The organism is Phyllobacterium sp. 22229 (assembly GCF_052056495.1).
GTDB lineage: Bacteria > Pseudomonadota > Alphaproteobacteria > Rhizobiales > Rhizobiaceae > Phyllobacterium > Phyllobacterium myrsinacearum.
This window is the reverse complement of record NZ_JBQEPA010000010.1, coordinates 130924-156253: the sequence shown is the minus strand read 5'-3', so window position 1 is coordinate 156253 and position 25330 is coordinate 130924. Positions and strand designations below refer to the sequence as shown.

Genomic DNA, 25330 nt, shown 5'->3' with positions numbered 1-25330 from the left:
AACCAGGAAGCAGCACACCACGGCAGGCGCCATACGTCAGCGGTAGGCTTCCGTCACCGCCTGCGCCGCACCCGCGATAATGGCCGAACGCTGTGTCGGCGTTTCGCGGGAATCGGCGACAAACACGGCAACGGCGATTTTTCCGCCATCCGGCGCGGTCAGAATCCCCACATCGTTCGTGGCCACATTGACACCTTTCCATGTCCGGCTCGTGCCAGTCTTGTGGGCAACGGCCCAGCCCTCGCCAGTCCCGGCGCGCAGCCGGTCGGGAAATGTCACCGTCTCGGCCATGATGGCCAGAAGCTTCTGTGTCGACCCCGTGGACAGAAGTTTTCCATTCATCAGGGCGGCGAGGAATTCGGTCATTGCCCGCGGGGTTGCGGTGTCGCGCGGATCTTTCTGATAAGCCTCAAACGCCGCATCCCGCTCGGCCTCAGGAACCGCCTTCATCGCTTTTTGCAGCACTTTCGCATCGACATAATCCGGTTTCCAGCGCAGGCCCACGGTTTCGGTCTGCAAATGCCGTTCGTCGCGATCAACCCGAATGCCCAATATGCCTTTCCCCTCGGCAAACTGATCGACCTTGGCCGGACCGCCGAGCCGTTCGATCAGAATATCCACCGCCGCGCTGTCACTGTCGACAATGGCGCGGCGCACAAGGTCATCGGCATTCGTTCGAAAGACACCTTCCCTTTCAACGATCTTGGCCAGAGGCTGGACCGACAGGCTCAGGTTCTCCGATTTGACAACAATCGGTTCCTTGAGATCCGTAAGCCCCCGGTCTGCGGCATCGAACACTGCAGCGCCCGCAATCAGCTTGACCACACTCTGCAGCGAAAAGCGCTCCTCGCCCCGGACGCAGACCGCCGTGCCTTTCTGGTCCTGCGCGCAAATGCCGACACGCCCGTCCTTGCCTTGAACCAGCGCTTCCAGGCGTTGCTTGAGCGCCGCCGGATCGGCAATCGCACCCGCATGCGAAACGGCTGGCATGCCGAAGAGCCAGACAACGGCGACGAGAAAACCAGCTGATTTCATGATCAGATATCCCTGTTAGGCGCTCTTCACCAAAAGATATTGCCCAAAGCGCTCCTTTGGAAAGGCCATCCATGCTTCATATCGAATGAAGATTACACCAGCGTTGCTGCCACCTTACCGATATGACAAGCATCATCCTTGCACCACCAGCGGCGGCGCGCTTAACATCAACGGCGGCTACGGCGGGGAACAGCATGCGGACAGTATCGGGATATGGTCTGGTGGTATTGGGCGCCTGTCTTGTCGCGGCGGCCATGTGGATATGGGTGGGCCACGACTATCTGCGCATCGACCCGTTCTGGATCAGCTGGCTCATTTTCACATGGCTGCAGCCAGCAAGCATACCCCAGACCTTTTACGACATCCTTGTCGGCGTGACGGCATCCGCCGGGATAGCCGCCTATAGCCAGGGCAAATATCTGCTGCGGTCGGCACAAGCAGCCAAATGACTTGTCTGCGCCGGTTTCCTGTGCTGAAATTTCAGAACAAGCAAGCAAAACGGATGTACAGCCATGTCCCTTCGCCCGCCGCAAAACCTGACATCCCATCTTAGTCAAGGCAGGGCGCCCAGCGCCCTCGAGTATGAAATGATGGGTGAAATGGCGGCATCGCTGGGCCGGGCTGGCGCGAAGGTCGAACAGACGCTGGCACAACTGGCCGCTGCCGCCATGCCGGAACGGGACATGCGGCTGAAGGCTGCGGCACGGGCCGTCCACGCCTATTTTATCCAGCGTGAACTCTGCGGCCTAAGGAATCACGATGCCGCTATTCTGGATTACAACATCCCGCGCGCCGTGCTGATACGGCTCGGCGCGAGCTGATCCTCAAAACCGGCTACCGGAAACGGCGTTTCCTATTTGCCGGAGGATTCTTCTTCAAACATGACGGCCACATCGGCATTTGCCGATAGCCTCACCTTGTTGCCTTCGATCTCGGCAACCAGTGCCGTCGAGATATAATGGTGATGGCCCCTGTGGCTGCCCTCACCGCTATCCTTTTTCGTCAGCTTGATGCGGGCACCGTCCACATGATCGACTGTCCCGACGTGAACGCCATCGGCGCCGATGACTTCCATATGTTCCTTGATGCGTGTTGCAGGCATGATCTTCTCCAATGTTTGCCAAGGGGAAACGCATGAAGCAGGCTTTGGATGCATCGGTGGACAAGAAATTATCGATCACCGCTCACCGGTCACCGCATCCCGTCGCGTGCTGGAATTGCCGCTTGTGTCCTGCCCGGCAGCCCCCTACCATTTCTCTGAAAAGACCAGTTCGGGAAAGCACCGTTTGAAATGGCAGATGAAATTCTTACCCCCGCGGAAATGGGCGAGGCTGACCGGCTGACCATTGCCGGGGGATCGATTGACGGCTACCGGCTGATGCTGCGGGCGGGCTATGCGGTCGCGCGTCACGTTCTGGACTGCCATGGCGATGCGCCGGACTTCCACGTTCTGTGCGGTCCGGGCAACAATGGGGGAGATGGCTATGTCGTTGCCAGCCTTTTGGCTGAAAGCGGCGTGAACGTTCACGTATGGGCTGATGACAAGCCGCGGGCTCATTCCGATGCGGCTATCGCCCGGCGCGACTGCAGCGTGAAACCAGCCGCGCTCTCAGGCTTCAAACCTGCGGCCTGCAGCGTGGTCATCGATGCGCTGTTCGGCGCAGGATTGAACAAGCCATTGGCTGGCAAGGCCGCCGCAGCCGTTGAACGGAGCAATGCGGCTGCTGTCACGCGTATCGCCATCGACGTGCCCTCCGGCCTTGACGGGGCAACGGGCATGCCGCTTGGCACGGTCTTTAACGCCGATTGCACCATTACGTTCTTTCGCAAGAAACCGGCCCATTTGCTTTATCCGGGACGCGGCCTGTGCGGCACAATTATCGTCGCCGATATCGGCATCCGGGACGACGTCCTTTCCCTGATCAAGCCCACTTGTTTCGAGAACACACCGGATTACTGGCGTGCGCTGCTGCCCTCTCCCGGCGTCGAAACGCATAAATACACGCGCGGCCACGTTGCCGTATTTTCCGGCGGCGCGACATCGACGGGCGCCTCCCGGCTGTCAGCCATGGCCGCTGCGCGCAGTGGCGCGGGTGCCGTCACCCTGCTCTCTCCGGCCGAATCGCTTGCCGTCAATGCAGCGCATCTAACGTCGATCATGCTTAGGCGCTGCGAAACCGACCGTGAGTTGCGCGCATTCCTGAGCAAGCGCCAGCCGTCTGCCGTGGTGCTCGGCCCCGGTTTCGGCATAGGCGCCCGCACATGTGACATTGCCCTTCTGCTGCTCAAGGAGAAGCTCCATCTCGTCTTGGATGCCGACGCCATCACATCCTTTGAAGGCAATGGCGATGCGCTTTTCGCCTCGGCACGCGGCACCCCGGAAACCCGGCTCGTGCTGACGCCGCACGAAGGAGAATTCAGGAGACTGTTCCCGGCGATAAGCGACGGGAATACACTGTCAAAGCTCGAACGCGCCCGCGCCGCCGCCAAACAGGCGCATGCCGTCATTATCTACAAAGGCGCCGATACCGTCATCGCGGCGCCGGACGGACGGGCCCTGATCAACGGCAACGGCACCCCGCTCCTGGCAACTGCCGGATCGGGTGATGTTCTTTCAGGTGTAACGGCAGGCCTGATGGCACAGGGCATGCCCCCCTTCGAGGCCGCCTGTGCCGCGGTTTATATCCACGCCGCAGCGGCCGGCGACCTTGGTTACGGCCTGATTGCCGAGGACCTTCCCGCAGCTGCCGCAAAAGCGATCGGCCACTTGCATCGTTTCTGACAGGCCAATCGCGCCGTTTTTGAAATTTTCGGCGTGAGTTAACCCTGTCTTTACCTTGATGGGGCACCTTCAGTTCAAGCGCGATTTTGTACTGCGTACGCGCTTCCTTATTTTATGAGCGTCATTATTCTGTCGCAATGTCAGGGTATTGCTTCTCATGTAGCGAATAGCTTGTTTCCATTTTTGACCACGGATGTACTGGCACTGGTGTTGAGGCAAGTTTAGGAAGGTCGGGTAGCTCCCGGCCTTTTGCTTTTTCAGAACCAATTTCTGCTTTTCTGCAGCATCGATCACCGATGAGGCCGCGATTTAATACGTAACCGTCACGATGATCGTATCGCTGTAGACACCCGGCGATGGCGTGGCCTGCGGCGGAACCCGGCCATAGACAGGGATAGGTTGCGCCGTTCCGTCGCCCTTACCCGCAACCGTATTGGTCGGTGCTGTATTTCCCCACGGCACGGTCCGATTTACATCCTGATAAAGGCCGTAGGTGATGGATTCACCGCCTTTGGTCATCTTGCGGGCTGTTGGGCCGGTGCCCGTCCCGCCCAGTCCGAGCGCAACATTATAGGACACCGCTGGCGTACAGGTGATATTCACCTGCCCTGCACTATCCACATTGGCACTCAATATCCCCCGGGGACCGAAATCGATGTTCTGGGCGGTGACCACGCAATCATTGGCCTGGGTGAACTGAACCGTGAACGATGCCGTTCCGGTAAAGGCGCCATTCAATACGGAACATCCGGCACCATCATCATAACGAAAATGAAATGTGGCGTTGGCGCCTCCAAATGTCGAGAGATAGGGTCCTTGCGGCGTACCCTGCTGACCGGGGAGTATTTGGCCATAAAGCGTGATGGTGTTCGAACCTCCGCCAAGAATGGGCCCGAGAATCGTGGTGAATTCGACCAGAAACCCCGGCGCGCGCGCTGCATAGGGCCAGGTGATGGACCCCCAGACGATTGAGCGGGCCGCATCCTGAAACAGCTGATAGTTGAGAGAACTCGTGCCGTTGAGCATTTTGCGTGCGCCGGCGGTGGCGCCGCCGCTGCCCTCATTCAGATCCGGACACACCAGCACTTTTCGGCCAAGCCCGAGCAATCCCTGGCAATCGGCCGTCACCGGCGTCGTGGTGTTGATGGCAGCTCCGGGAACCGTGCTCCCCGAAAATACCATGTTGGGAACGGTAAACTGGCACGCCTGAGCAAAAGCAAAGCTTGGCAGAAGCAGAAGACCGAGGAAGCAGGCGAGATAAATCCACCAATTTCTCATGAGCACACCACCTTGCCTATCTTGACCTGCGTTCCCGGTTGCGGCCGGTAGGAAAACTGCGCCTTGCAACTGCGTCCGTCCAGAAGATCGACGCTGATGCTGTTCTGCGCCTGCAGCTTGTCGATGAAGGCCTCGCCGTCATAACCGATGACAAATTCGTCCGGCGAGCCGTCCAGATGCCCGCGCAGCCCGGCTTCGAGCGGCTTGCCGCTGCTATCGACCAGATCGACAACGGCCGTGGCCGACGTCTTGCTGACGTGAAAATCCACCACCACGCCGCTGCGGTCGGCGGGCACGATGATGTTACGCGTCGATCCGATACTGGCATCGACCGGCAGGTTCTTGGGATCGATGGCCACCGTGTTGGGCTCATAGGAGTTCAGATCCGGCACCAGGATCTTGCCGCTGCGATTGGTCTTGCCGACCGGCCGGTTTTCCGACAGGACCTCGACATCCGGTGCGCCGACATCGACAACGGCAAAAGCATCGTTGATGCGGTTCGTGGCAAACACGCCGCCAGCCGCCACGGCAAGAGCGCCATCGAGCTGGAGGCTGGCGCGGGTATTGCCCGCGAACTGCTCGACATCCCCCTGCACCCGTGCATACCGTCCGCGATAGCTCGCGGAGGCCAGGCGGTCGGGATTGTTGCCTTCGCGTGTCCTCAACCGCCAACCGTAGCTGCCCTCTTCGAGCTGTTCCGATTTGGCGACGTCGACAACGCCGGAGACGCCGTCTGCGGACTGTTCCACACCGGTTGAAACCGTGATGTTGTTGTCGAACGGGATCGTCAGTCCGGCAAAGATGCCAAAACTGTCACTATTTTCCAGATCGGTGAAGGCGGTTGCATAGAACGAGCTGTTCTTGAAAATCGACTGGGTATAGGAGGCCCCGACGATGCGGTTCCTGTCACCATTGGCCGATTCAATCTGCGTGAAGGACAGATTGAGATTGGACCGGTCAAACGGCCCTGGTGCCGACACGGTGACCTGGGCCAGCGAACGCGGAACGCGGGGGCTGAACACCGTCACGCCCGTCGGATCGAAAACCGACAGCTGCCGTGTATCGGCTGAAACCGAAGCGACATCGTCGTAATTGCCGAATGCCTGCTGCATCCGAGCGAAAACCGTATAGCCGTGATAGCTGAGTTCCACCGAGCCGTTGACAAGAAAGCCCGTGTCTCCGTCATGACTGCTGCCGGCCACCGCCAGCGAACTGACGCCGTAGCCGCCGATGGGGAAAGCCACGCCGACGCCGCCATTGAGCAGGTTGGCCCCACCTTCAAAATGTCCTTCCAGGGTCAGCCAGTCGGCAACACCGTATCGTGCCGTGGCAAACCCCATCGCATCGCCGGCATAATCGTTGGACGCCGTGCCGAAATCCCGCCGCGGAAAACCCACTTCGGCGGAAAAATCCAGCAGTCCCTTCTGCAGCAGCAAATTGGATGAATAGAACGGCAAGGTGGTCTTCGTCTCGCGGCCAAGCGTATCGCGCACCACCACCTGCGCTTGTCCCGAACCGGTAAACACCGGAAAATTCGTCACCTGAAACGGACCCGACGGTACCGTACCGCTATAGGTCCTGACATTCTGGGTGTAGACTTCAAGCGTCGAAGGCACCGCAGCGGAACCCGATATGACCGGTATGGGGATGGTAACCAGATCCGAACGCAGGTGAAAATTGCGCTGTACCTGAAGGCCGCCCAGATAAACCGGCCGCGTCCACTGCAAACCGCCGGAAATGAAATCACCGGCACGATAGGTGATCAGCCGTTCCGTGTCGGAGTAGGTATAGGTCGTGTTGAGGCGCTTGAACCCCTGAAAATCCGTATCGCTCGCACTTGATGTGAAGGATTGGGTCAGCGTGCCGAACGGGCTGAAAAAGCGGGCATCAAACCCGCCGGAAATACCCTGAAACGGCTTTGTACTGCCCTTGAACAGATTGTTGCTGCTGGCAAAGAGCGAATAATTCAGAACAGCGCCATAGCTGGATTGGGGCTTGGGGCGGTCCTCGTCGGATTTTGGATTGAGATCGACCACCCTGGCCGCGCGGGCAGTGTCGTTCGTGGTGACGTAAAGCCGCTGGTTTTCCGCATCAATGCGGTACTGAACATTCGGCAGACGGTCGACCCGGATCGAGCCATCCTTGTCCTTCGCATCGGACACCGGCTTCAGTCCCACATCCGCCAATTCCTGCGGACTTGCCGACAAGCCTCCATCCTCCCTTTGGCGGAAGGCAGCGACCAATCCGGTCGGCTCATCATTGATGAAGACCTCGAGATAGAGATCCTGGGAGATACCGGGCTGTGGCACGGTCTGCTCCACGTCTTGAGCATTGGGTTCCTGGGCCCGTCCAGAGGTAAGCGTGCACGGGCCTATGCAGAGTGCCACAACAAGGCTAGCGGCCGCTGACCGCAACGTTGACATCAAGCGGTCCAGAATCGCTTTGAGCTTTCATGGACACGGAACCGGATGACAGGGACTTGCCGCTGCCAACGGGCCATTCCATGGAAGCTCCGCCCAGGACGTAGCCAATCAATCCCTTTCGCGTTGCAATTTCGCGGCCGCTTTGCGTCAATTGCAGCTCGGAGAGGCGCAATCGCGTATCGCCATTGTTGCGGGCGGCAAGGACAAGTCCGTTGCCGGAGCGCTTGATCGCCCATGCCACCTTGGGCGCCGATGCATCGGGGCCCTTGAAGAACACCGGAATGGAATAGCGCACGACCAGCGTCACCGTACCGGACTTCCGGCGGGCTGGATCGGGCAATTCATCCACGATGACCCGGTAGCTTTCTTCCCGCGTCACCGGCTTTTTGCTCACCCGGATAACCCGAACGAGATAATCCTTGTTGCCGGTCAAAGCCGTTGATGGCGGACTGACAACCACATCGTTCGTCGGTTCGAGCTGCTCGACACCATTTGTCTGAGTCCAGCGAAAAACACGGATCTGCACGTTGATCGGCCGCTTCGCCTCGTTTGTCAGCGTCAGGACGGCCGCGCTTCCCGGTGCAATCATTTCCAGATTTGTCGGGGCCACACGCAGCGAAGCTGCCGTGGCGCTGCCGCAAAACAGCATAAAGAGCCCCACCGCTCCAATGCCTTTGAGCATGGATCGCATCCTGTTCTCCTTTGTATCTTATCCTCAATAGGTGACTGTCACCGTGATCGTATCGGTGTAGGCACCGGGCGCCGGTGTGTTCTGGGCGGGAACCCGCCCGTATACCGTATAGGGTTGCGCGGCGCCGTTACCCACTTGCGAAACCGTATCGGTGTTGACGGTCTGCCCCCACACGGTGGTCCGGTTTGAATCGGAATAAAGGGTATAGTTCACAAGCGCACCGGCCGGCCCCGTCATCTTGCGCGAAGCCACGGTTGCACCAATGCCCAATCCGGCGTTCAACCCTATATTATAGGGGGTCGTGTTGGTGCACTGAACGGAAAGCGTCGTGGACGCATCTTCGTTTGCCGTGATCACACCCACGGCGGCGAAGGTCAGCGGCGCCGTGCTCACCACGGTGCAGGATGCTTGAATGGTGATCTGGACTGTGAAACTGCCGCTGGCCGTTGCGGCCAGCGCCGGACTGGAAAAGCCAAGCAGAGCGGCCAGCCCCACTGTTGTAAAACTGCGTAGCGAATAGCCGAAACTCATTCATCCTCCCCAAGGCTGCTTGCCGCAGGCAACCGCCTCTGATTGACTATAAATGACCCAGTAGTTCTTCACTGCATAATACTTAAGTCTTATATCTTTAAAAGAACTTATCGAACAATCGAAAACATTACATAAAATCTCCCGTCTTCTGTCGCAATTTGTACTACTATACAGAAAGCGACATATCCTCTTTGAATAACATTCTTAAATTCTACATCAAAGTATCGTGTTTATTCGTTGATAAAACTGAATATTACAATTTTCCCTATTTTATTTTAATATCAAAATAATTTCTTATGAATATTACATGCTACAAATGTACAGAGCATTCATCGCAATATAAGCGTCATAATTTCTTCATTTCCTGCACCATCGTTGTAATTGAGCATCGCTTGTTATTTGTATTGGAAGAGACATAGAGCGAATCAGAATTACTCGGTAATTTACTTTCGATACTCAGGATTGATACGGGCGTTGTGCATCTCGCGCCTGCCCTTCCATGGCATCAAGCGAAATGATCCATCCGCGGCGACACGGTGTGTCAGCATGAAGCTTTGTTTTGCCGGCGAATGGCAGCACTGCACCGCACCATGATGAATTGCTCTTGAACATTTGTTTTTTGGCGGCAAAGATCGCGCCGGACCTATGAAAGACCGGGCACATGGCACAGCAAGGAATACCCACGACATCCGACGCTCTGGCACAGCTGAAATGGCTGACACCGGAAAATGTTGGCGCAGCGCTCAAAGGCCTGCCTTTGAAGGTGCAGGCCGCCCTAAGAGCGGCAGCGCACCTCCCCCGCGGCACATTGACCATCACAACCCCCGACCAACAGGTGTTCAAGGTGGGGGGCAAAGCCTCCGGCCCCGATGCCGCCTTGGTGCTGCACAACTGGAATTTACCGCAGCGGGCCTTTTCCGCCGGAACGATCGGCGTGGCGGAATCCTACATGGACGGCGACTGGGAAAGCCCGGATGTAACCACTTTCCTGGAGCTGTTTGTGGTCAACCAGCAGATCGGCGAACGCATTGCCGGCGGCGCGAGCTGGTTTGCCAATACCGTGCAGAGATTGCGCCACTGGTTCAACGAGAACACGCGGTCGCGCTCCCGCAAGAATATCTCGGCCCACTACGATCTCGGCAACGCCTTCTATCGCGAATGGCTGGACCCGACGATGACCTATTCCTCCGCATTGTTTGCCGAAGGCGCCAATGACCTGGAGAGCGGACAGACCGCAAAGTATCGCGCCCTTGCCCGCAATATTGGTATTACCAGGGACAGCAAGGTGCTCGAGATCGGCTGCGGCTGGGGAGGTTTTGCCGAGTTTGCGGCGCGTGAGATCGGCGCCCGTGTCACGGGCCTGACCATCAGCCGCGAACAGTTCGACTTTGCGACGGAACGGATGCGCAAGGCCGGCCTTTCCGACAGGGTTGAAATCAAGTTCCAGGATTATCGCGACGAGACCGGCAAATATGACCACGTCGCCTCGATTGAAATGTTTGAAGCCGTCGGCGAAAAATACTGGCCGGTCTTTTTCGGCAAGGTGAAGGAATGCCTTGCTCCCGGCGGCAGCGCCGGCATGCAGATCATTACGATTAACGAAGACTCGTTCGAACGCTATCGCAAGCGTCCCGACTTCATCCAGCGCTATGTGTTCCCCGGCGGCATGCTGCCGACACCGGCCCGGTTGAAGACCCTTGGCAAGGATTTCGGCCTCAACCTCTATCGCGAAACCATTTTTCCGCAGGATTATGCCCGCACGCTAGCCGAATGGCGCGCGCGCTTCTGGGGCTCATGGGACAAGCTGAAACATCTGGGTTTCGATGTCCGCTTCAAAAAACTATGGGAGTTTTACCTCTTTTATTGCGAAGCGGGCTTCAGGTCGGAATATATCGACGTGCGGCAGGTATTTTACAGGTCATGACAGAGATATCGCTCAATGAGGTTTTCGAGCGCATCTGGGCGCTTGCGGATGCGTTGCACCTGCCGGAATTGACCCAGGGCACGCACCACGGCACGCCGTCGCTGAAGGCCAGGAGTGCGTTTCTGGGGCGGCTTCGGGATGCGGACACATTCGCCATTCATTGCCCGCTGGAAGAAAAGCCGCTCCTGATGGAAAGCGCGCCGAACATCTATTTCGAGACCGATCATTACAAGGGCTGGCCCTATATTCTGATCCATCTCGATACCATCTCCGATGCGGAACTTGCGCACCGCATCAGGCTTGCCTGGCTGGCCAAGGCACCAGCCAAGCTCAAAAAGCTCGTCGAACCTAAAGCTTGATGCGGTAGCGGGTGAAACCGTTTTCACCGTCGCCTGCTTCCTCGATTTTCACCGCTTTCACATCGGCGAGGAAATTCTTGCCCTTCGGACCGGATTCGAACACCACCGACGCGCCCTTTACCGGGGCGAATTTCCAATTGTCATCCGCCGACGGATTGATGGTCTTCTGGTCGATGATGTAGCGCACGATCACGTCGCGATTGGTGTCGGGCGCAACGAAGATGACCTTGCCCTCATTGATGCCGGGGAAATTGCCGCCACCCCCTGCCCGGTAGTTATTCGTCACCACGACAAATTTCTGCGCCGGATCAATCGGCTTTCCATCAAAGGTCAGGTTGACGATGCGATTGCTCTGCGCATGGGCAAGCTCGCCCTTCGCGCCATATTTCGCCGGTTGCGACAGGTCGATCTGATAGGAGACGCCGTCGATGACGTCGAAATTGTAAGAAGGGAAACTGGTGTCGATCAGCGGCTGGTCCGGCTTTTCAGGCTCGATGGTCTTGAAAATGCCGGACGACATTTCCAGCCATTCCTTCACATCCGCCCCGGTGATGGCAACCGCACGCACGGTGTTGGGATAGAGGTAGAGATCGGAAACATTCTTGATGGCGATATCCCCGGCCGGAACATCCGTATAGTAATCGGCACCGCCGCGGCCGCCGGCCTTGAAGGGGGCTGCGGCTGATAGCACGGGCCAATCCTTCCACTGCGTGTCCTTCAGCATCTCCTTGATGTACCAGGTCTGCGCGTTGGACACGATCTGCACCGACGGATCATCGGCAACCAGGGCAAAATAGGAATAAAGCGGTGCGGACGTCTTGCCGACCGGGCGGCGGACATAGGCGAGCGTTGCCTCATGGTCCGCCTTTGCCGCTTCCAGCACATCGGGACGGCTCTCGACCAGCGGCTTGACCGCCTTTTCCACACGTTCGTAGATCGGGCGCGCCTCGGTGGTGAAATCGGCCACCTTCCATTTGTCGCCGTCGCGCTCAAGCAGAAGGTCGATCAGACCCATATGCGAGCCCCAGAAACCGGCCATGACGGCAGGCTTGCCCTGCAGTGTCCCCTTCTTGACGTCGACACCCTCAATACCGGCAAAATCCTTCGGATCGGGGAAGACCAGATGCTGGTGTCCGGTGACGACGGCATCGATGCCGTCAACGCCCGCCACATAGAGCGAGGCATTTTCCATGCCGCTGCTCTGCCCCGCAGCAATGCCTGAATGCGACAGCGCAACGATGATATCGGCGCCCTCGGCCTTCATCTTCGGCACCCAGGCCTTGGCGGCCTCGACGATATCGCGCGTCACGACCTTGCCCTTGAGGTTCTGCGCGTCCCACAGCGTAATCTGCGGCGGGACAAAGCCGATAAACCCGACTTTCACAGGCAGTTTCTGCCCGGTTCCGTCGGCAATCACGTACTGCTTGATCAGGTAAGGCTTCATGTAGAGCGGATCGTCGGTGGGTGTTGCCGCCAGTTCGCCCTTGACCAGATTGGCGCAGACATAGGGATATCCGGCACCCGCCAGAACCTTGCCCATGTAATCGAGACCGTAATTGAATTCGTGATTGCCGAGCGTCCCCACTTCATAACCGATCGTATTCATCGCCTTGATGATCGGATGGACGTCGCCAGCCTTCATGCCCTTTTCGTAGGCGATATAATCGCCCATCGGATTGCCCTGCAGGAAGTCGCCATTGTCGACGACAATCGAATTGGTCGATTCGGCGCGGATTTTTGCGATGATCGATGCCGTGCGGGCCAGACCCATCGTGTCGTTCGCCTTGTCGGCGTAATAGTCGTAGGGGTAGACATTCACATGCAGATCGGTGGTTGCCACGATGCGCAGATGCGCCTGCGAAGCCGTTGCAAAGGCCGAGAACGGGTGAAGGATTGCCACGGCCCCGGCTGCGGCCGTGCTTGCCAGAAAGGAACGGCGGGTGAGAGCGGTGGACGATTCTTGCATGACGAGGCTCCAGGGCAAGGGATTGTGAGCGGCTTTTTAGCCGGCGAGGATCACCGAATTATGATGAGTTTGTCACGGCCGATCGCCGCCAGCAATCAGCCTCCGGCAATTTCGATGAGCGCAGTCTCGACACCAAGACCGGTGCGGTCCGCCACCTCGCGCAAGGCGAAGGATGAATTGATCTTGGTGACATGCGGCATCGCCGAAAGCCAGAACTTGTGGATGCGTTCGTAATCCTCGAGATCCTTGGCCGCAATGCGCAGGAGATAGTCATATTCGCCCGACATGAGGTAGCAGACCAGCACATTGGGGCAGCGGCGCACGGCCGCTTCGAATTCGCGCAATTGTTTGTCGGCCTGGCCCGAGAGGGATATATTGACGATAACCGTAACCGGATGACCGAGCATCTTGTTGGAAAGACGCGCGTGATAGCCGCGGATGACACCTGTCTTCTCCAGAATGTCCAACCGGCGCGAACAGGCGGACTGGGACAGCCCGACCTTTTCCGCCAAAGTTGCATTCGACATGCGGCCGTCTTTTTGCAGGCAATCAAGGATAGCGATATCAATCCTGTCCAGCGACATTGTTCGATCTTTCTTCGACAAAGAACCAATTTGGCGCAAGAATATTCGAAAAATTGCATGCCGTCGATATTGCTTAGCAAGGACATGCGAAGCGATTCATGATGTCATACGCACCTCAACCGGGAACTTTGAACTTACTCTAGAGGAGGCGCAAATGCGTGTAGGCTGCCCGAAAGAAATCAAAAACCATGAATATCGCGTCGGTCTCACTCCGGGGGCCGTACGCGAATACATCGCCCACGGCCATACGGTCATTATCCAGTCCGGAGCTGGAGCAGGAATAGGCGCCGACGATGGAGCCTATCAGGCGGCTGGCGCCAAGATCGTCAAAACCGCCGAAGAAGTCTTTCAGCAATCGGACATGATTGTGAAAGTAAAGGAGCCCCAGCCGTCCGAATGGGCGCAGCTGCGCGAAGGCCAGCTCCTCTACACCTATCTCCACCTCGCTCCCGATCCGGAACAGACCAAAGGCCTGCTGGCTTCCGGCGTCACGGCCATCGCCTATGAGACCGTCACCGACGATCGCGGTGGCCTGCCGCTGCTCGCGCCCATGTCGGAAGTGGCCGGACGTCTTGCCATTCAGGCGGGTGCCACCGCGCTGCAGAAGGCCAATGGCGGACGCGGCGTGCTGCTTGGCGGCGTGCCCGGCGTTCTGCCCGGCAAGGTCACCATCATCGGCGGCGGCGTTGTCGGCATCAATGCAGCACAGATGGCAGCCGGTCTCGGCGCCGATGTGACCATCCTCGATCGTTCGATCCCGCGCCTGCGCCAGCTCGACGATCTGTTCCATGGCCGCATCCACACCCGCTACTCCACCATCGAAGCGCTTGACGAAGAAGTCTTCTCCGCCGACATCGTGGTGGGCGCGGTCCTCATTCCCGGCGCAGCGGCCCCCAAGCTGGTCACCCGCGAAATGCTGTCCGGCATGAAGAAGGGCGCCGTGATCGTTGACGTCGCCATCGATCAGGGCGGCTGCTTCGAAACATCCCACGCCACGACGCATTCCGACCCGACCTACGAAGTCGACGGCATCATCCACTATTGCGTGGCCAACATGCCGGGCGCAGTCCCCGTCACCTCGGCGCATGCGCTGAACAACGCCACCCTGCAATACGGCCTGCAGCTGGCGGACCGCGGCGTCAAGGCATTGGTCGACAACCCGCATCTGCGCAACGGTCTGAACGTTCACAAGGGCCGCATCACCAACCAGGCCGTTGCCGAAGCGCTTGGCCTCGAAATGGTGGAAGCCAAGGCCGTCCTCGCTGCCTGAAGCCGACATCGCGCAAAAGAAAAGCCCGGGTTTGCCCGGGCTTTTTCTTGAGCGGTGTTCAGACCACCCAGTCGGCTTCGTGCCATTCAATCCGGCACTGGAAGCAATTGTTCCTTGCCGACCGCATATGCACATAGGCCACGTCGTCGCGCTGCAGCAGTTCAGCCGCCCGCGCCGGAATAGTGCCGGTAGGGATCACGCCGCCGGTGCCGTAGACGATCCGGTCCTGACGGGAATAACCGCGCAGGATATAGTCGCTGGTCTTGCGGAACATATCCGGCATATCAGCTGTCTCCGCATAGCGTTCACATGCATCCGCATGCAGAAAAATCGGCCCTGTTTCCGCATAGGGTTGCGGCGCGGGGAACGGCCGGTGTGACAGGATGAGATATTTATCGCCGGCTTTCACGTTCTGCAGGCAGTGGCGGCACGGCGTGCCGTCGCCATCGGAAACATGCACCTCCGGCGTCTGGCCATTCGCATCCGCACCGCCCGCCTGGTAATGGCGGGCCAGTGTCGTCGGCATTGCAATAAAGCGGATCGTGCTCATGGGGAACCTCCTTCGTTGACCCAGAGCAAACACCCAAACCGGCAAGCGAACCACCCGATTCCTGCCGCGCTGACAATCGGAGTTACAACCAGGCCTCGATTTCCGCATCAGCAAAGCCGACGGGATTGAACCCCATGCGCTGATACATTTGCAGGGCACGCGGACTGTCGAGCGTATTGGTCTCGATGATGACCTTTGCCGGGCTGCTCATCCACGCCGTGGCGATCGCTTCGCTCAGGAAGAATTTCGCCAGGCCCCGCCCCTGAAATTCCGGCACAAGACCGAAGTAAAGGATTTCGGCCACACCCGGCTCCTGGTTGAGCACCAGTTCGAAAAAGCCGGCGGGCGAGCCATCCACGTAGAGCACGTGGATTTCGACCGAATCCCGGTGAATGAGGGCGGCCAATGCCTCATCGCTGAGATTGCGGTGTACAAACCAGTGATGCGGCTTGCCGACCTGTTCGTAGAGAAAGCGGTAAAACGGCAGAGAAATCCGCTTCGCCGACATGATCGCCAGCTTGAAGCTGGCTGGCGTCGGAATGGAATAGACCGGCCGGTTGGTCATTTCCAGCAAGGTCACGCGTGTCTTCAGGATTTTGGGCTTCGGCGTCTCGGTCATTGCTCTGCTTCGCCGGTTGCAACAGGCGTATCCGCGTGTGCACCCCACTCGCTCCACGATCCGTCGTAGAGGATATTGTTCCTGTGTCCGAGGGATTCAAGCGCCAGCGTGATCACGGCAGCCGTGATGCCGGAGCCGCAACTGGTCACAAGGGGACGGGAAAGATCGACGCCCGCTTCATCCAGAACCTGCCGCAGATCGGTGAGATTCTTCAGATAGCCTTTATCCGCCAAGGTCGAGGACGGCACGTTGCGCGCACCCGGCATGTGGCCGGAGCGAAGTCCTGCGCGCGGCTCCGGGTCCTTGCCGACAAAGCGCCCCGCTGCCCGCGCATCGGCGATCTGGCGTGATCCCGTGTCAACAATCCCGCGCATGTCGGCAAAGCTCGCCACCTTGTCCGCCTGAAAATCGGCGATGAACGCTGACGGCGCAATCTTCGTGACCTCGCTCGTTACCGGCCGGCCGTCGTTCTTCCAGTTGTCGAATCCGCCGTCGAGGACGAAGACATTCTTTGCACCCATGACGCGCAGCATCCACCAGACGCGCGGCGATGTGTTCATGCCGGGACCGTCATAGACAACGATCGTATCGCTGTTGGTGATGCCCATGCTGCTGACCGCGGCGGCAAAAGCCTCAGGCTTCGGCAATGTATGCGGCAGGGACGAGTCCGGATCGGACAGTTTTTCATGGTCGAAGAACACCGCACCGGGAATATGCGCAGCCTTGTATTCACCCTCCGCATCGCGGTTGAGAAACGGGAAATACCAGGACGCATCGAGAATGCTCAGGCCCGGCTGGCCCAGCCGCTCCTGCAACCAGTCCGGGGAAACCACAAAAGCGCTCTTGTCCGCCATGCTCATTCTCCTTCCGGCAAGGCACCAAAGCGGATACGGAACCGCCGGTTTTCCTTGCCCTTCTTTTCTATTTTTCCGATATGGATCGCGCCGACTTCACCTGTTGTTGCCACGTGGGTTCCGCCGCAGGGCTGCGAATCGATGGCCGCATCCTTGCCGATGCAGACGAGGCGGATGCGCCCCGTGCCCGTCGGCGGGCGCACATTCTTTGACTTGATCAGGCCCGGATTGGCCGCAAGCTCGTCATCGGTGATCCAGCGGGTGAAAATCGGATGGTTGGCATTGACCAGCTCCATCAGCTTTTCCGTCACGCTTTCCTTGGTCACGCCGGCATCCGGCAGGTCGAAATCGACGCGGCTGTCATCCTCGGCAACGGACGCGCCGGTGATGGGAAACGGGCAGACAACGCTGAGCAGATGGCAGGCGGCATGCATGCGCATGAGCTTGTAACGGCGGTCCCAGTCGATGCGCAAAAGCAGCTTCTCACCGGCGGCAGGCACTGGCTGTTCCGGCGCTGGCACGTGGATGATTTCTTCCTTGCTTTCGCCCGTCACGGTCGCAGCGATGGCAATCGTGCTGCCATCGGCCCGCACGAACACGCCGGTATCGCCAGGCTGTCCGCCTGACGTGGCATAGAAAATCGTCTGATCTGTAAGAATGCCGCCGCGTTCATTGATGGCGAGGACAGTGGCCTCGATTTCCTTCAGATAGGAATCGTCGCGGAAGAGTATCGTCGTGTCGTATGCCATCAGTGATTGCCTTCAAATGGAACAGAGATATGCGTCTTCGCTTCCATCCAGCGCGGTACCGGCAGATCTTTGGAACGCAGGAATTCAGGATTGAACATTTTTGACTGGTAGCGGTTGCCGTAGTCGCAGAGGATCGTGACGATGGTATGGCCTGGACCAAGGTCGCGGGCCAGCCGGATAGCACCGGCAATGTTGATTCCGGACGAGCCGCCCAGGCAAAGCCCCTCCTCCGTCACCAGATCGAACACCACATCCAGCGCATCCGCATCATGTATCTGATAGGAAAAATCGGGGGTAAAACCTTCCAGATTGGCGGTCACGCGGCCCTGCCCGATCCCTTCCGTGATCGAACTGCCTTCGGCCTTGAATTCGCCTGTCGTATAGTAGGAATAAAGCGCCGCTCCCAGCGGATCGGCTAGACCGATCTTGACGTCCTTGTTGCGTGCCTTGAGTCCGGCCGCCGTTCCCGCAAGCGTTCCGCCGGAACCGACCGCGCAGATGAAGCCGTCGACCTTGCCATTGGTATCGCGCCAGATTTCCGGCGCCGTCGTTTCCACATGCGCCAGGCGATTGGCGACATTGTCGAACTGGTTGGCCCAGATCGCGCCGTTCGGCTCGGTCTTTGCCATCTGCTCAGCGAGACGGCCGGATACTTTCACGTAGTTGTCGGGGTTCTTGTAGGGAACTGCGGGAACCTCGACCAGTTCAGCCCCGAGCAGCCGCAGCGCATCCTTCTTTTCCTGGCTTTGTGTCTCCGGGATAACGATAACCGTGCGGTAGCCCAGGCTCTTGGCGACCATGGTCAGGCCGATGCCCGTATTGCCCGCCGTACCCTCGACGATGACGCCGCCCGGGCGCAGCAGGCCGCGATTTTCCGCATCGCGGATGATATAGAGCGCCGCCCTGTCCTTGACCGACTGTCCGGGATTGAGAAATTCGGCCTTGCCGTAAATATCGCACTCGGTCAAAGCCGATGCCTTGCTCAGGCGGATAAGCGGCGTGTTGCCGATGGCGTCGATCACTGAATTCAACATGGGCCAAGTCCTCATTCTGCTTGGCCTGAACCTATTTGCCCGCAGCACACCATTCAAGCACCGAATGGCAGAAAGTCATGCAAATGCAGGTCTTTATTTCCCGGCATTGCCGCATCACGCCAAGCCGATGCCAACAAAAAGGCCGCCGGTACGTCGTACCGGCGGCCTGATCGATTCTCTGCAGCGAAGCTTAGGCAGCCTTGGCGCCGAAGCTCTTGCGCTTGTTGCGGCGCATCGGACGCTTCTGCGCCGGAGCGCCGCCATCGTTGCTCCAGATCTTTTCGCCGCGCGGCTCGCGTGGCTTGCCCGGTGCCTGACCGCGATGCGGCTTCTTGGCCGGTGCGCCATTGCCGCCTTCGCGGCGTGGCGGACGCTGATCATTGCTGGCAACGCGTGCCGGCAGGCTGGACAGGTCAACCGGCGAATCGGCAACCGGAAGACGCATGCGCGTTACCCGTTCGACGGCCTTGAACTTGGAGGCTTCCTCGGCCGGATCATAGAGCGTGATCGCGCTGCCCGAAGCGCCGTTGCGGCCGGTGCGGCCAATACGGTGCACATAGCTTTCCGGCTCGTCCGGCAGGTCGAAATTGATCACGTGGCTGATGCCGACAACATCGATGCCGCGTGCGGCAATGTCGGTGGCAACGAGAACACGCACCGAACCGTCCTTGAAGCCGTTGAGCGCGCGCTGACGGGCGTTCTGCGACTTGTTGCCGTGAATGGCAGCCACATCATAGCCGTCCTTCTCCAGAACGCGGGTGACGGCATCGGCACCATGCTTGGTACGGGTGAAAACGATGACCGAAGACAGCGTTTCGTCTTTCAGCATGGCCGACAGGACCTGCTTCTTCTGCTTGGTCGGGATCATGTGCACGACCTGCTTGATCTCGGCGGCGGTTGTGCCCTGCGGCGCCACTTCCACGCGGATCGGGTTGCGCAGCAGGCTTTCAGCCAGCGTCGCCACTTCCTTCGGCATGGTTGCGGAGAAAAGGGCCGTCTGGCGGTCCTTGTGCGTGCCCTTGGCAATGCGCTTCACATCGTTGATGAAGCCCATGTCGAGCATGCGGTCGGCTTCATCGAGCACAAGCCAGCGCGTTTCCGACAGGTCAACGCGGTTGTCACGCACCAGATCGGTCAGGCGGCCGGGTGTGGCGATGAGAACATCAACGCCGCCCTGCATCTTGTTGATCTGCGCAGCGCGCGATACGCCGCCGAGCACGAGCGCGGTCGAAATATGCGCGCCCTTGGAGAGCTTGCGGACCGTTTCTTCGATCTGCACGGCCAGTTCGCGGGTTGGCGCGAGGATGAGCGCACGGGCGGTCTTGCCCTTGCGCTTGTCGCCGATGGTCAGAATCTTCTGCAGGATCGGCAGGCTGAACGCCGCCGTCTTGCCGGAGCCCGTCTGGGCAATGCCGAGAATGTCCTGACCGGCGAGCTGTGCCGGGATGGCCTGTTCCTGGATGGGCTTGGGAGTAGCCATTCCAGCTGCCTCGACTGCTTTGAGCAGGATGGCATTCAGACCCATGGCGGCAAAGCCGGTTTTTTCAATATTTTCCAATTCAATCTTCTTTCATTGGCCAGACGCGATGGGAGATCGCGGGCCATAAACACATCACAGGGCGCAACCTGCATGCAACATATTCGGGATGAACGACGAGACGCGGAGAACCCTGAGGATTCTATGCGACTTGCGCAGCCGTGCCTGTGACAGTGTGTCAGCAGGTCTTAGACGCCACGAAGTCCGCAATCGGAAGACCGGAGTGTCCGGTCCAAGCGCCTGAGTGGCATATGGGCTCTCTTGGGCAAAAAAGCAAACGATTTTATTGTGCGCCGCAAAATAGCACTTTCGATGAAACGATTCATCCGGCCAAAGTCAGCGGTTCATCCGGTCGCCCGGCGGTCAGACTACCGCTATAAAGCGCCGCAATCAGATCGGACTGGGTGACCATGCCGACAAGCCTGTCATTGTCGTCGGCGACGGGCAAATGATGCAGTCCCCTGTCCGCCATGGCCGGCACGAGGTCCGTCACCAGCGTTTGCGGACGGACGAACTGCACTTCGCTGGTCATGATATCGGCAACGGTGCGATGCTTCAGACGATCCAGCTTGACGGCGCGGCGCAGGCGGCGCGCCAGACCGATATGCAGATCGCCATCCCGATCCCAGTTGGCATTTTCCATGAAATCGGTCTGGGTGACGATGCCGATGATGTTGCGGTGGGCATTCACGACAGGCAATGCCTTGATGCGATGCTTGACCAGCAGCGCCCAGGCGAGATGCAGCGGCGTGTCGGCTTTCACCGTGGCAAGGTCGGTGGACATGATCTGCGCGCAGCGCACCTCGCCGAAACGCCTGCGGTAGGCCTGCATCTCGGTCTTGTGCAGGATGGCATCGAGATCGTCAGGGCTGACATTGAGCACTTCGTCATATTGGCGCAGCACCGTATCGAGGTCCGCTGGGGTAAACCCGATGCGCCGAGTCGGCAGTGGATCGGCCGTCTTGTGCACGTTCGCCGCGGGTACGGGCGTGATGTGCGGATAGCGGCGGCCGGTGAGATTGTTGTAGGCCAAGGCCGCAATCAGCAGCAGAAGGGAGTTGAGCCCGACGGGCCACAGCACAAAGCCATAACCGAGATTGTGCACGACAGGACCGCCGAGCACGGCCGTCAGGGCAACAGCCCCGCTGGGCGGATGCAGCGAACGGGTGGCGATCATGGCCAGAATTGCCAGGGACACCCCAACCGCCGAGGCGATAACGAGATCGGGAATCCACAGTGCACAGGTGACGCCGATCAGCGCCGCGATGGTATTGCCAACCATGATTGACCAGGGTTGTGCCAGCGGACTGGAGGGAACGGCAAACAGCAGAACGGCCGAAGCGCCCATGGGCGCGATCAGCAGCGGCACTGCGGTTGTCGCGCCCAGCGCCTGCTCGCTGACGACGCCGGTGACAAAAACGCCCAGCAAAGCCCCGAAACAGGCGCGCAGGCGCTCCATGGTGCTGACCGGTGCCAGCGCGGGCAGAAACCGCTGCAGATTGGACAGGATTGCTTTCATCATGCGTTCTCGACGTTGCGCCCAAGCGCATACCGCCTCGCATCCGCGCTGGCAAAGAATGATTTTCTTGAAAACAGAGATTATCTAGAAAAGTAATCCGAGATCCCGGCAATGGTCCGGCTATTTGGCGAAATGCTTTGCGCCTGCGACACACAGAATGACGGCCATCGTCACAAGGATCATCGACCAGCCCACGGTCTCGTGCAGCAGCGTAGCTGCCAGAACCAGCCCGAAGAAAGGCTGCAGCAGCTGCAGCTGCCCTACGGCGGCGATGCCGCCCTGCGCCAGACCGCGATACCAGAAGATGAAGCCGATCAGCATGGAAAACAGCGAGACATAGGCAAGACCAAGCCAGGCGCCCTGCCCGATCACGCTCCAATCATGCGGCATGATGTAGAGTGTCAGCGGCAGCATCAGGGGCAGCGACACGACAAGAGCCCAGGAAATAACCTGCCAGCCGCCGAGCCTGCGCGACAGCCGTGCACCCTCCGCATAGCCAAGGCCGCAGACAATGATGGCCGCAAACATCAGGAGATCGCCGGTCAGCGAGGCAGTGCCCCCCTGATAAACCGCAAAACCGACAACACACAGACTGCCGAGACAGGAAAAAACCCAGAAGACCGGGCGCGGACGTTCGCCGCCGCGCAGCACGCCGAAGATCGCTGTCGACAACGGCAGAAGGCCGATGAACACGATGGAATGGGCCGATGTGACATGGCGCAGCGCCAATGCCGTCAACAGGGGAAAGCCGACGACGACACCGAGCGCCACCACCAGCAACGACATGAGGTCCGCCTTGGCCGGGCGCTTTTCGCGAAATGCCAGCAGCATGGCCAGTCCGAGCAAAGCGGCAATCGTGGCACGGGCGACCGTCAGGAACACCGGATCAAAATCGGCGACAGCCACGCGCGTGGCGGGCAGCGAACCGCTGAAAATCACCATTCCGACGAATCCGTTGATCCAGCCGCTCGTCATCTTGTCCATCAGTACACCTCGTTTTGCCTGGAGCATTCTGTCCAGACGGCGTGGTACCGTTCAGACAAAATTGCTCTGGGGTATCGGCTCATGGCCATGGATTTTCCAGAGACGGTACAGTACAATAGTGACAAACTGTCATGGTGTATCGAGCGGTACAGATGGATGAGAAAACCGAAATTGCCGGACGGGACGCGACGCTTGTCGAACGCGTGATGCAGGCGATCCGCCAGCGGATTGCCGCGCGCACGCTCGGCCCTGGCGCGCGCCTGCCCTCGATCCGCAGCTTTGCCGCAACCATGCAGGTATCGAAATCCACCATTGTCGAAGCCTATGACCGGCTTGCGGCTGACGGCACGATCCAGTCGCGCCGCGGTTCCGGCTTCTATGTTGCCGGACACATGCCGCCGCTGTCCCTGGCGGAGATCGGCCCGCGGCTTGATCACGCCATCGACCCCTTGTGGGTTTCGCGCCTGTCACTGGATGCCGATGACGGCATGCCAAAACCCGGATGCGGCTGGCTGCCGGCGTCGTGGATGCCGGAGGCTGGCGTACGCCGCGCGCTGCGGACACTGGCGCGCGCCGGCGACGCCCTGCTGACCGACTATGCGACACCGCTGGGACTGAAACCGCTGCGCCAGCTTCTGGCGCGGCGCATGGCCGAACACGGAATCGAGGCCGCCCCGGACCAGATCATGATCACCGAATCCGGCACGCAGGCCATCGATCTCCTGTGCCGCTCCCTCGTTGGACCGGGCGACGCGGTCATTGTTGACGACCCCTGCTATTTCAATTTCCACGCCCTGCTGCGGGCGCATCGGGTCAAGATCATCAGCGTTCCCTATACGCCGCATGGACCTGACCTCGAGCGCTTTGCCGAGGCCCTGGCGGAACATCGCCCGCGCCTCTACATCACCAATTCCGCCCTGCACAACCCGACCGGCGCGGTGCTGTCGCCTGTCATTGCCCACCGCCTGCTCAAGCTGGCGGAACAGCACGACCTCACCATCGTCGAAGACGACATTTTTGCCGATTTCGAACATGAACCAGCGCCGCGCCTTGCCGCCTTTGACGGGCTGGAGCGCGTCATTCACATGGGCAGTTTTTCCAAATCATTGTCGGCCTCTGTGCGTTGCGGCTTCATCGCCGCCCGCCGGGACTGGATCGACGGACTGGTCGACCTGCGCATCGCCACCTCGTTCGGCGGCGGCCGCCTGTCGTCGGAACTCGTTCTGCTGATGCTGAAGGACGGCACTTACCGCAAGCATATGGACCATCTGCGGGCCCGCCTCGCCCATTGCATGGGTGAAACCAGCGTGAAACTCAAAGCGCTTGGCATCATGCCATGGATTGAACCGCGCGGCGGCATGTTTCTCTGGTGCAAACTGCCGGAGGGCATCGACGCGGGAAAGGTTGCCCAGGCAGGCTTGCGGGAGAACATCGTTTTTGCGCCCGGCAATGTGTTCAGCCAGACTCATTCAGCCGACAATTATATGCGCTTCAACGTGGCTCAATGCGCAGATCCGCGCATCCTGCGCGTGCTGGAGACAACGTTAAATGGCCGCGAGCATGCCCTGGAGCGTTAGAACAGTGCGCCAGTTGCGCGCCGTGAGCGGCACTTTCAGCACCTTGTCGAGCGCTTCTGCCATTTTCGACCTGCCGAAACCATCGGGCGTGTAGAGATAGAGCACTCTGTTGCGAACCGTAAATTCCTCGGTTTCGCTGGCGCGGCTGGCAAGCTCCACCAGCGCCGCATCCGTCGGATCATCGTCCATGATCACCGCATGCAGGTTTTTCGGATTGTCGAGCGCCTCCGGATAGGCGTTCTTGCTGACCATGGCGTTCCATTCATCCCCGGTGCGGATTGTCACACGCGATGGAAAGCCAAAGGTCCGCGGAAAGATTTCCCCGATGATTTCGGCAACGCGGCGTGCGGTCTGCTCCGACGACAAAATGACATTCCCGCTCTGCACATAGGTTTTGACATCGCCAAATCCTGCCACCGCCAGGACGGTGCGCAAGGTCTCCATTTTGACGATCTTGTTGCCACCGACATTGATTCCCCTGAACAGCACCACATATTTCGTCATTCTGCTCCCCTGTCGATTTGTTCCGCCAGTTGCGCGAGTTTCAGCACCGTGTTCCAGTTGCGTGCTGTCGCGGCGACTTTGAGCGTTGTCTCGATCTTGCTGTAAAGTTTGGATTCCGCAGCACCCTGCGGCGGGTAATAATAGAGCACCGTACCGTCGATGGCGAACTGCTCCGGTCCGGCATTTTTCCGCGCCAGGGCTTCCACCGCCTCCGGAGCAGGCTTCTTCTCCAGAACATAGGCATGCAGCGTGTCGCCTTCACCTTCAGGAAACGGATTGCCTGCAATGAGCTTTTTCCAGGCAGCTTTGCTGACGATCATGATAGACTTTGAAAAAGCAAATTTTTCCAGCGCGATAGCAGCGACTCTTGCCACGATCTGCTTCGGCGTCCTGTCCGAAACCAGAACGACGTTGCCGGTGTTGATGTAAGTGACAACCTTCTCGAAACCGTCGGCAAGAAGCGCGGCCTTCAACGGCTGCACCGGCAACGATGTTGCACCGCCGACGCCGCGAAACAGAATGATGTAGGTTGTTCTGCGCCCCATGCCACCCCTTAGCCT

The 25330-nt window shown here is 59.2% G+C and carries 25 protein-coding genes; 7 read left to right on the top strand and 18 right to left on the bottom strand.

The features are described from left to right. Positions 1 to 36: 36 nt before the first annotated feature. The gene (gene bla, locus ACTJJ7_RS14205) at positions 37 to 1035 is read right to left on the bottom strand and encodes a class A beta-lactamase (RefSeq protein ID WP_440967602.1); all 999 of its coding nucleotides are present in this window, start codon (positions 1033 to 1035) and stop codon (positions 37 to 39) included. 194 nt (positions 1036 to 1229) lie between these two features. On the opposite strand from bla, the gene ACTJJ7_RS14200 reads away from it, so the two are divergent. Beyond that, the gene (locus ACTJJ7_RS14200) at positions 1230 to 1484 is read left to right on the top strand and encodes a hypothetical protein (RefSeq protein WP_440967600.1); all 255 of its coding nucleotides are present in this window, start codon (positions 1230 to 1232) and stop codon (positions 1482 to 1484) included. A gap of 63 nt (positions 1485 to 1547) precedes the next feature. Then, positions 1548 to 1856, top strand: a complete 309-nt coding sequence (locus ACTJJ7_RS14195) for a DUF6665 family protein (protein WP_105732555.1) — start codon at positions 1548 to 1550, stop codon at positions 1854 to 1856. A 32-nt stretch (positions 1857 to 1888) separates the two neighbouring features. On the opposite strand, the gene ACTJJ7_RS14190 is transcribed toward ACTJJ7_RS14195, so the two are convergent. Further along, complete coding sequence (locus ACTJJ7_RS14190; RefSeq protein ID WP_425350406.1) at positions 1889 to 2137, bottom strand: DUF2171 domain-containing protein; 249 nt, start codon at positions 2135 to 2137, stop codon at positions 1889 to 1891. Between the two features lie 189 nt (positions 2138 to 2326). Here ACTJJ7_RS14190 and ACTJJ7_RS14185 point away from each other — a divergent pair, with 189 nt between their 5' ends. Continuing rightward, on the top strand, positions 2327 to 3817 hold the full coding sequence (locus tag ACTJJ7_RS14185; protein WP_440967597.1) for an NAD(P)H-hydrate dehydratase: 1491 nt from the start codon (positions 2327 to 2329) through the stop codon (positions 3815 to 3817). A 309-nt stretch (positions 3818 to 4126) separates the two neighbouring features. Here ACTJJ7_RS14185 and ACTJJ7_RS14180 read toward each other — a convergent pair whose 3' ends face one another. The 4 genes from ACTJJ7_RS14180 to ACTJJ7_RS14165 all read right to left on the bottom strand — a co-directional run bounded on the left by ACTJJ7_RS14180 (position 4127) and on the right by ACTJJ7_RS14165 (position 8740). Further along, positions 4127 to 5095: a Csu type fimbrial protein gene (locus ACTJJ7_RS14180; RefSeq protein ID WP_130270492.1), complete on the bottom strand. Its 969-nt coding sequence runs from the start codon at positions 5093 to 5095 to the stop codon at positions 4127 to 4129. Further along, positions 5092 to 7404 (bottom strand): fimbria/pilus outer membrane usher protein, encoded by a 2313-nt coding sequence (locus ACTJJ7_RS14175; protein ID WP_440967595.1) that lies wholly within the window; start codon positions 7402 to 7404, stop codon positions 5092 to 5094. Before ACTJJ7_RS14175 ends, ACTJJ7_RS14180 begins: the two co-directional genes overlap by 4 nt. A gap of 85 nt (positions 7405 to 7489) precedes the next feature. Then, complete coding sequence (locus ACTJJ7_RS14170) at positions 7490 to 8209, bottom strand: fimbrial biogenesis chaperone (protein WP_440967593.1); 720 nt, start codon at positions 8207 to 8209, stop codon at positions 7490 to 7492. A gap of 24 nt (positions 8210 to 8233) precedes the next feature. Beyond that, a complete protein-coding gene (locus ACTJJ7_RS14165; RefSeq protein ID WP_440967591.1) occupies positions 8234 to 8740 on the bottom strand; it encodes a Csu type fimbrial protein in 507 nt (168 codons plus the stop codon). Positions 8741 to 9401: 661 nt separating this feature from the next. On the opposite strand from ACTJJ7_RS14165, the gene ACTJJ7_RS14160 reads away from it, so the two are divergent. Together ACTJJ7_RS14160 and ACTJJ7_RS14155 are read left to right on the top strand one after the other, a co-directional pair. Further along, positions 9402 to 10664 (top strand): class I SAM-dependent methyltransferase, encoded by a 1263-nt coding sequence (locus ACTJJ7_RS14160; protein WP_440967589.1) that lies wholly within the window; start codon positions 9402 to 9404, stop codon positions 10662 to 10664. Continuing rightward, the gene (locus ACTJJ7_RS14155; protein ID WP_105732548.1) at positions 10661 to 11023 is read left to right on the top strand and encodes an MmcQ/YjbR family DNA-binding protein; all 363 of its coding nucleotides are present in this window, start codon (positions 10661 to 10663) and stop codon (positions 11021 to 11023) included. The genes ACTJJ7_RS14160 and ACTJJ7_RS14155 overlap by 4 nt, the downstream gene beginning before the upstream one ends. On the opposite strand, the gene ACTJJ7_RS14150 is transcribed toward ACTJJ7_RS14155, so the two are convergent. Together ACTJJ7_RS14150 and ACTJJ7_RS14145 are read right to left on the bottom strand one after the other, a co-directional pair. Beyond that, positions 11013 to 12989 carry a bifunctional 2',3'-cyclic-nucleotide 2'-phosphodiesterase/3'-nucleotidase gene (locus tag ACTJJ7_RS14150; RefSeq protein WP_440967586.1) on the bottom strand — a complete coding sequence of 659 codons (1977 nt, stop codon included), beginning with the start codon at positions 12987 to 12989 and terminating at the stop codon, positions 11013 to 11015. The genes ACTJJ7_RS14155 and ACTJJ7_RS14150 overlap by 11 nt on opposite strands. Before the next feature lie 95 nt (positions 12990 to 13084). Then, positions 13085 to 13573, bottom strand: coding sequence for an Lrp/AsnC family transcriptional regulator (locus ACTJJ7_RS14145; RefSeq protein ID WP_105732546.1), 489 nt, complete (start codon positions 13571 to 13573; stop codon positions 13085 to 13087). A 154-nt stretch (positions 13574 to 13727) separates the two neighbouring features. Between ACTJJ7_RS14145 and ald the strand changes: the two genes are divergently transcribed. Continuing rightward, complete coding sequence (gene ald, locus ACTJJ7_RS14140) at positions 13728 to 14843, top strand: alanine dehydrogenase (RefSeq protein ID WP_105732545.1); 1116 nt, start codon at positions 13728 to 13730, stop codon at positions 14841 to 14843. Positions 14844 to 14901: 58 nt separating this feature from the next. On the opposite strand, the gene ACTJJ7_RS14135 is transcribed toward ald, so the two are convergent. The 8 genes from ACTJJ7_RS14135 to ACTJJ7_RS14100 all read right to left on the bottom strand — a co-directional run bounded on the left by ACTJJ7_RS14135 (position 14902) and on the right by ACTJJ7_RS14100 (position 22689). Further along, complete coding sequence (locus tag ACTJJ7_RS14135) at positions 14902 to 15393, bottom strand: DUF1203 domain-containing protein (RefSeq protein ID WP_105732544.1); 492 nt, start codon at positions 15391 to 15393, stop codon at positions 14902 to 14904. 82 nt (positions 15394 to 15475) lie between these two features. After that, complete coding sequence (locus ACTJJ7_RS14130) at positions 15476 to 16012, bottom strand: GNAT family N-acetyltransferase (protein ID WP_440967584.1); 537 nt, start codon at positions 16010 to 16012, stop codon at positions 15476 to 15478. Further along, on the bottom strand, positions 16009 to 16866 hold the full coding sequence (gene sseA, locus ACTJJ7_RS14125; protein ID WP_440967582.1) for a 3-mercaptopyruvate sulfurtransferase: 858 nt from the start codon (positions 16864 to 16866) through the stop codon (positions 16009 to 16011). The genes ACTJJ7_RS14130 and sseA overlap by 4 nt, the downstream gene beginning before the upstream one ends. A 2-nt stretch (positions 16867 to 16868) precedes the next feature. Continuing rightward, positions 16869 to 17615 (bottom strand): alanyl-tRNA editing protein, encoded by a 747-nt coding sequence (locus ACTJJ7_RS14120; protein ID WP_105732541.1) that lies wholly within the window; start codon positions 17613 to 17615, stop codon positions 16869 to 16871. Beyond that, a complete protein-coding gene (locus ACTJJ7_RS14115) occupies positions 17615 to 18649 on the bottom strand; it encodes a cysteine synthase A (RefSeq protein ID WP_105732540.1) in 1035 nt (344 codons plus the stop codon). The genes ACTJJ7_RS14120 and ACTJJ7_RS14115 overlap by 1 nt, the downstream gene beginning before the upstream one ends. 190 nt (positions 18650 to 18839) lie before the next feature. Continuing rightward, positions 18840 to 20174, bottom strand: coding sequence for a DEAD/DEAH box helicase (locus tag ACTJJ7_RS14110; protein WP_105733104.1), 1335 nt, complete (start codon positions 20172 to 20174; stop codon positions 18840 to 18842). A 334-nt stretch (positions 20175 to 20508) separates the two neighbouring features. After that, positions 20509 to 21705: an HPP family protein gene (locus ACTJJ7_RS14105; protein WP_440967645.1), complete on the bottom strand. Its 1197-nt coding sequence runs from the start codon at positions 21703 to 21705 to the stop codon at positions 20509 to 20511. 120 nt (positions 21706 to 21825) lie between these two features. Continuing rightward, on the bottom strand, positions 21826 to 22689 hold the full coding sequence (locus ACTJJ7_RS14100) for a DMT family transporter (RefSeq protein ID WP_440967580.1): 864 nt from the start codon (positions 22687 to 22689) through the stop codon (positions 21826 to 21828). A gap of 152 nt (positions 22690 to 22841) precedes the next feature. Between ACTJJ7_RS14100 and ACTJJ7_RS14095 the strand changes: the two genes are divergently transcribed. Then, positions 22842 to 24266, top strand: a complete 1425-nt coding sequence (locus tag ACTJJ7_RS14095) for a PLP-dependent aminotransferase family protein (RefSeq protein WP_440967578.1) — start codon at positions 22842 to 22844, stop codon at positions 24264 to 24266. On the opposite strand, the gene ACTJJ7_RS14090 is transcribed toward ACTJJ7_RS14095, so the two are convergent. Continuing rightward, positions 24234 to 24770: a DUF1697 domain-containing protein gene (locus ACTJJ7_RS14090; RefSeq protein WP_105732535.1), complete on the bottom strand. Its 537-nt coding sequence runs from the start codon at positions 24768 to 24770 to the stop codon at positions 24234 to 24236. The genes ACTJJ7_RS14095 and ACTJJ7_RS14090 overlap by 33 nt on opposite strands. Next, positions 24767 to 25315 (bottom strand): DUF1697 domain-containing protein, encoded by a 549-nt coding sequence (locus ACTJJ7_RS14085; RefSeq protein WP_130270461.1) that lies wholly within the window; start codon positions 25313 to 25315, stop codon positions 24767 to 24769. The genes ACTJJ7_RS14090 and ACTJJ7_RS14085 overlap by 4 nt, the downstream gene beginning before the upstream one ends. Positions 25316 to 25330: the final 15 nt, after the last annotated feature.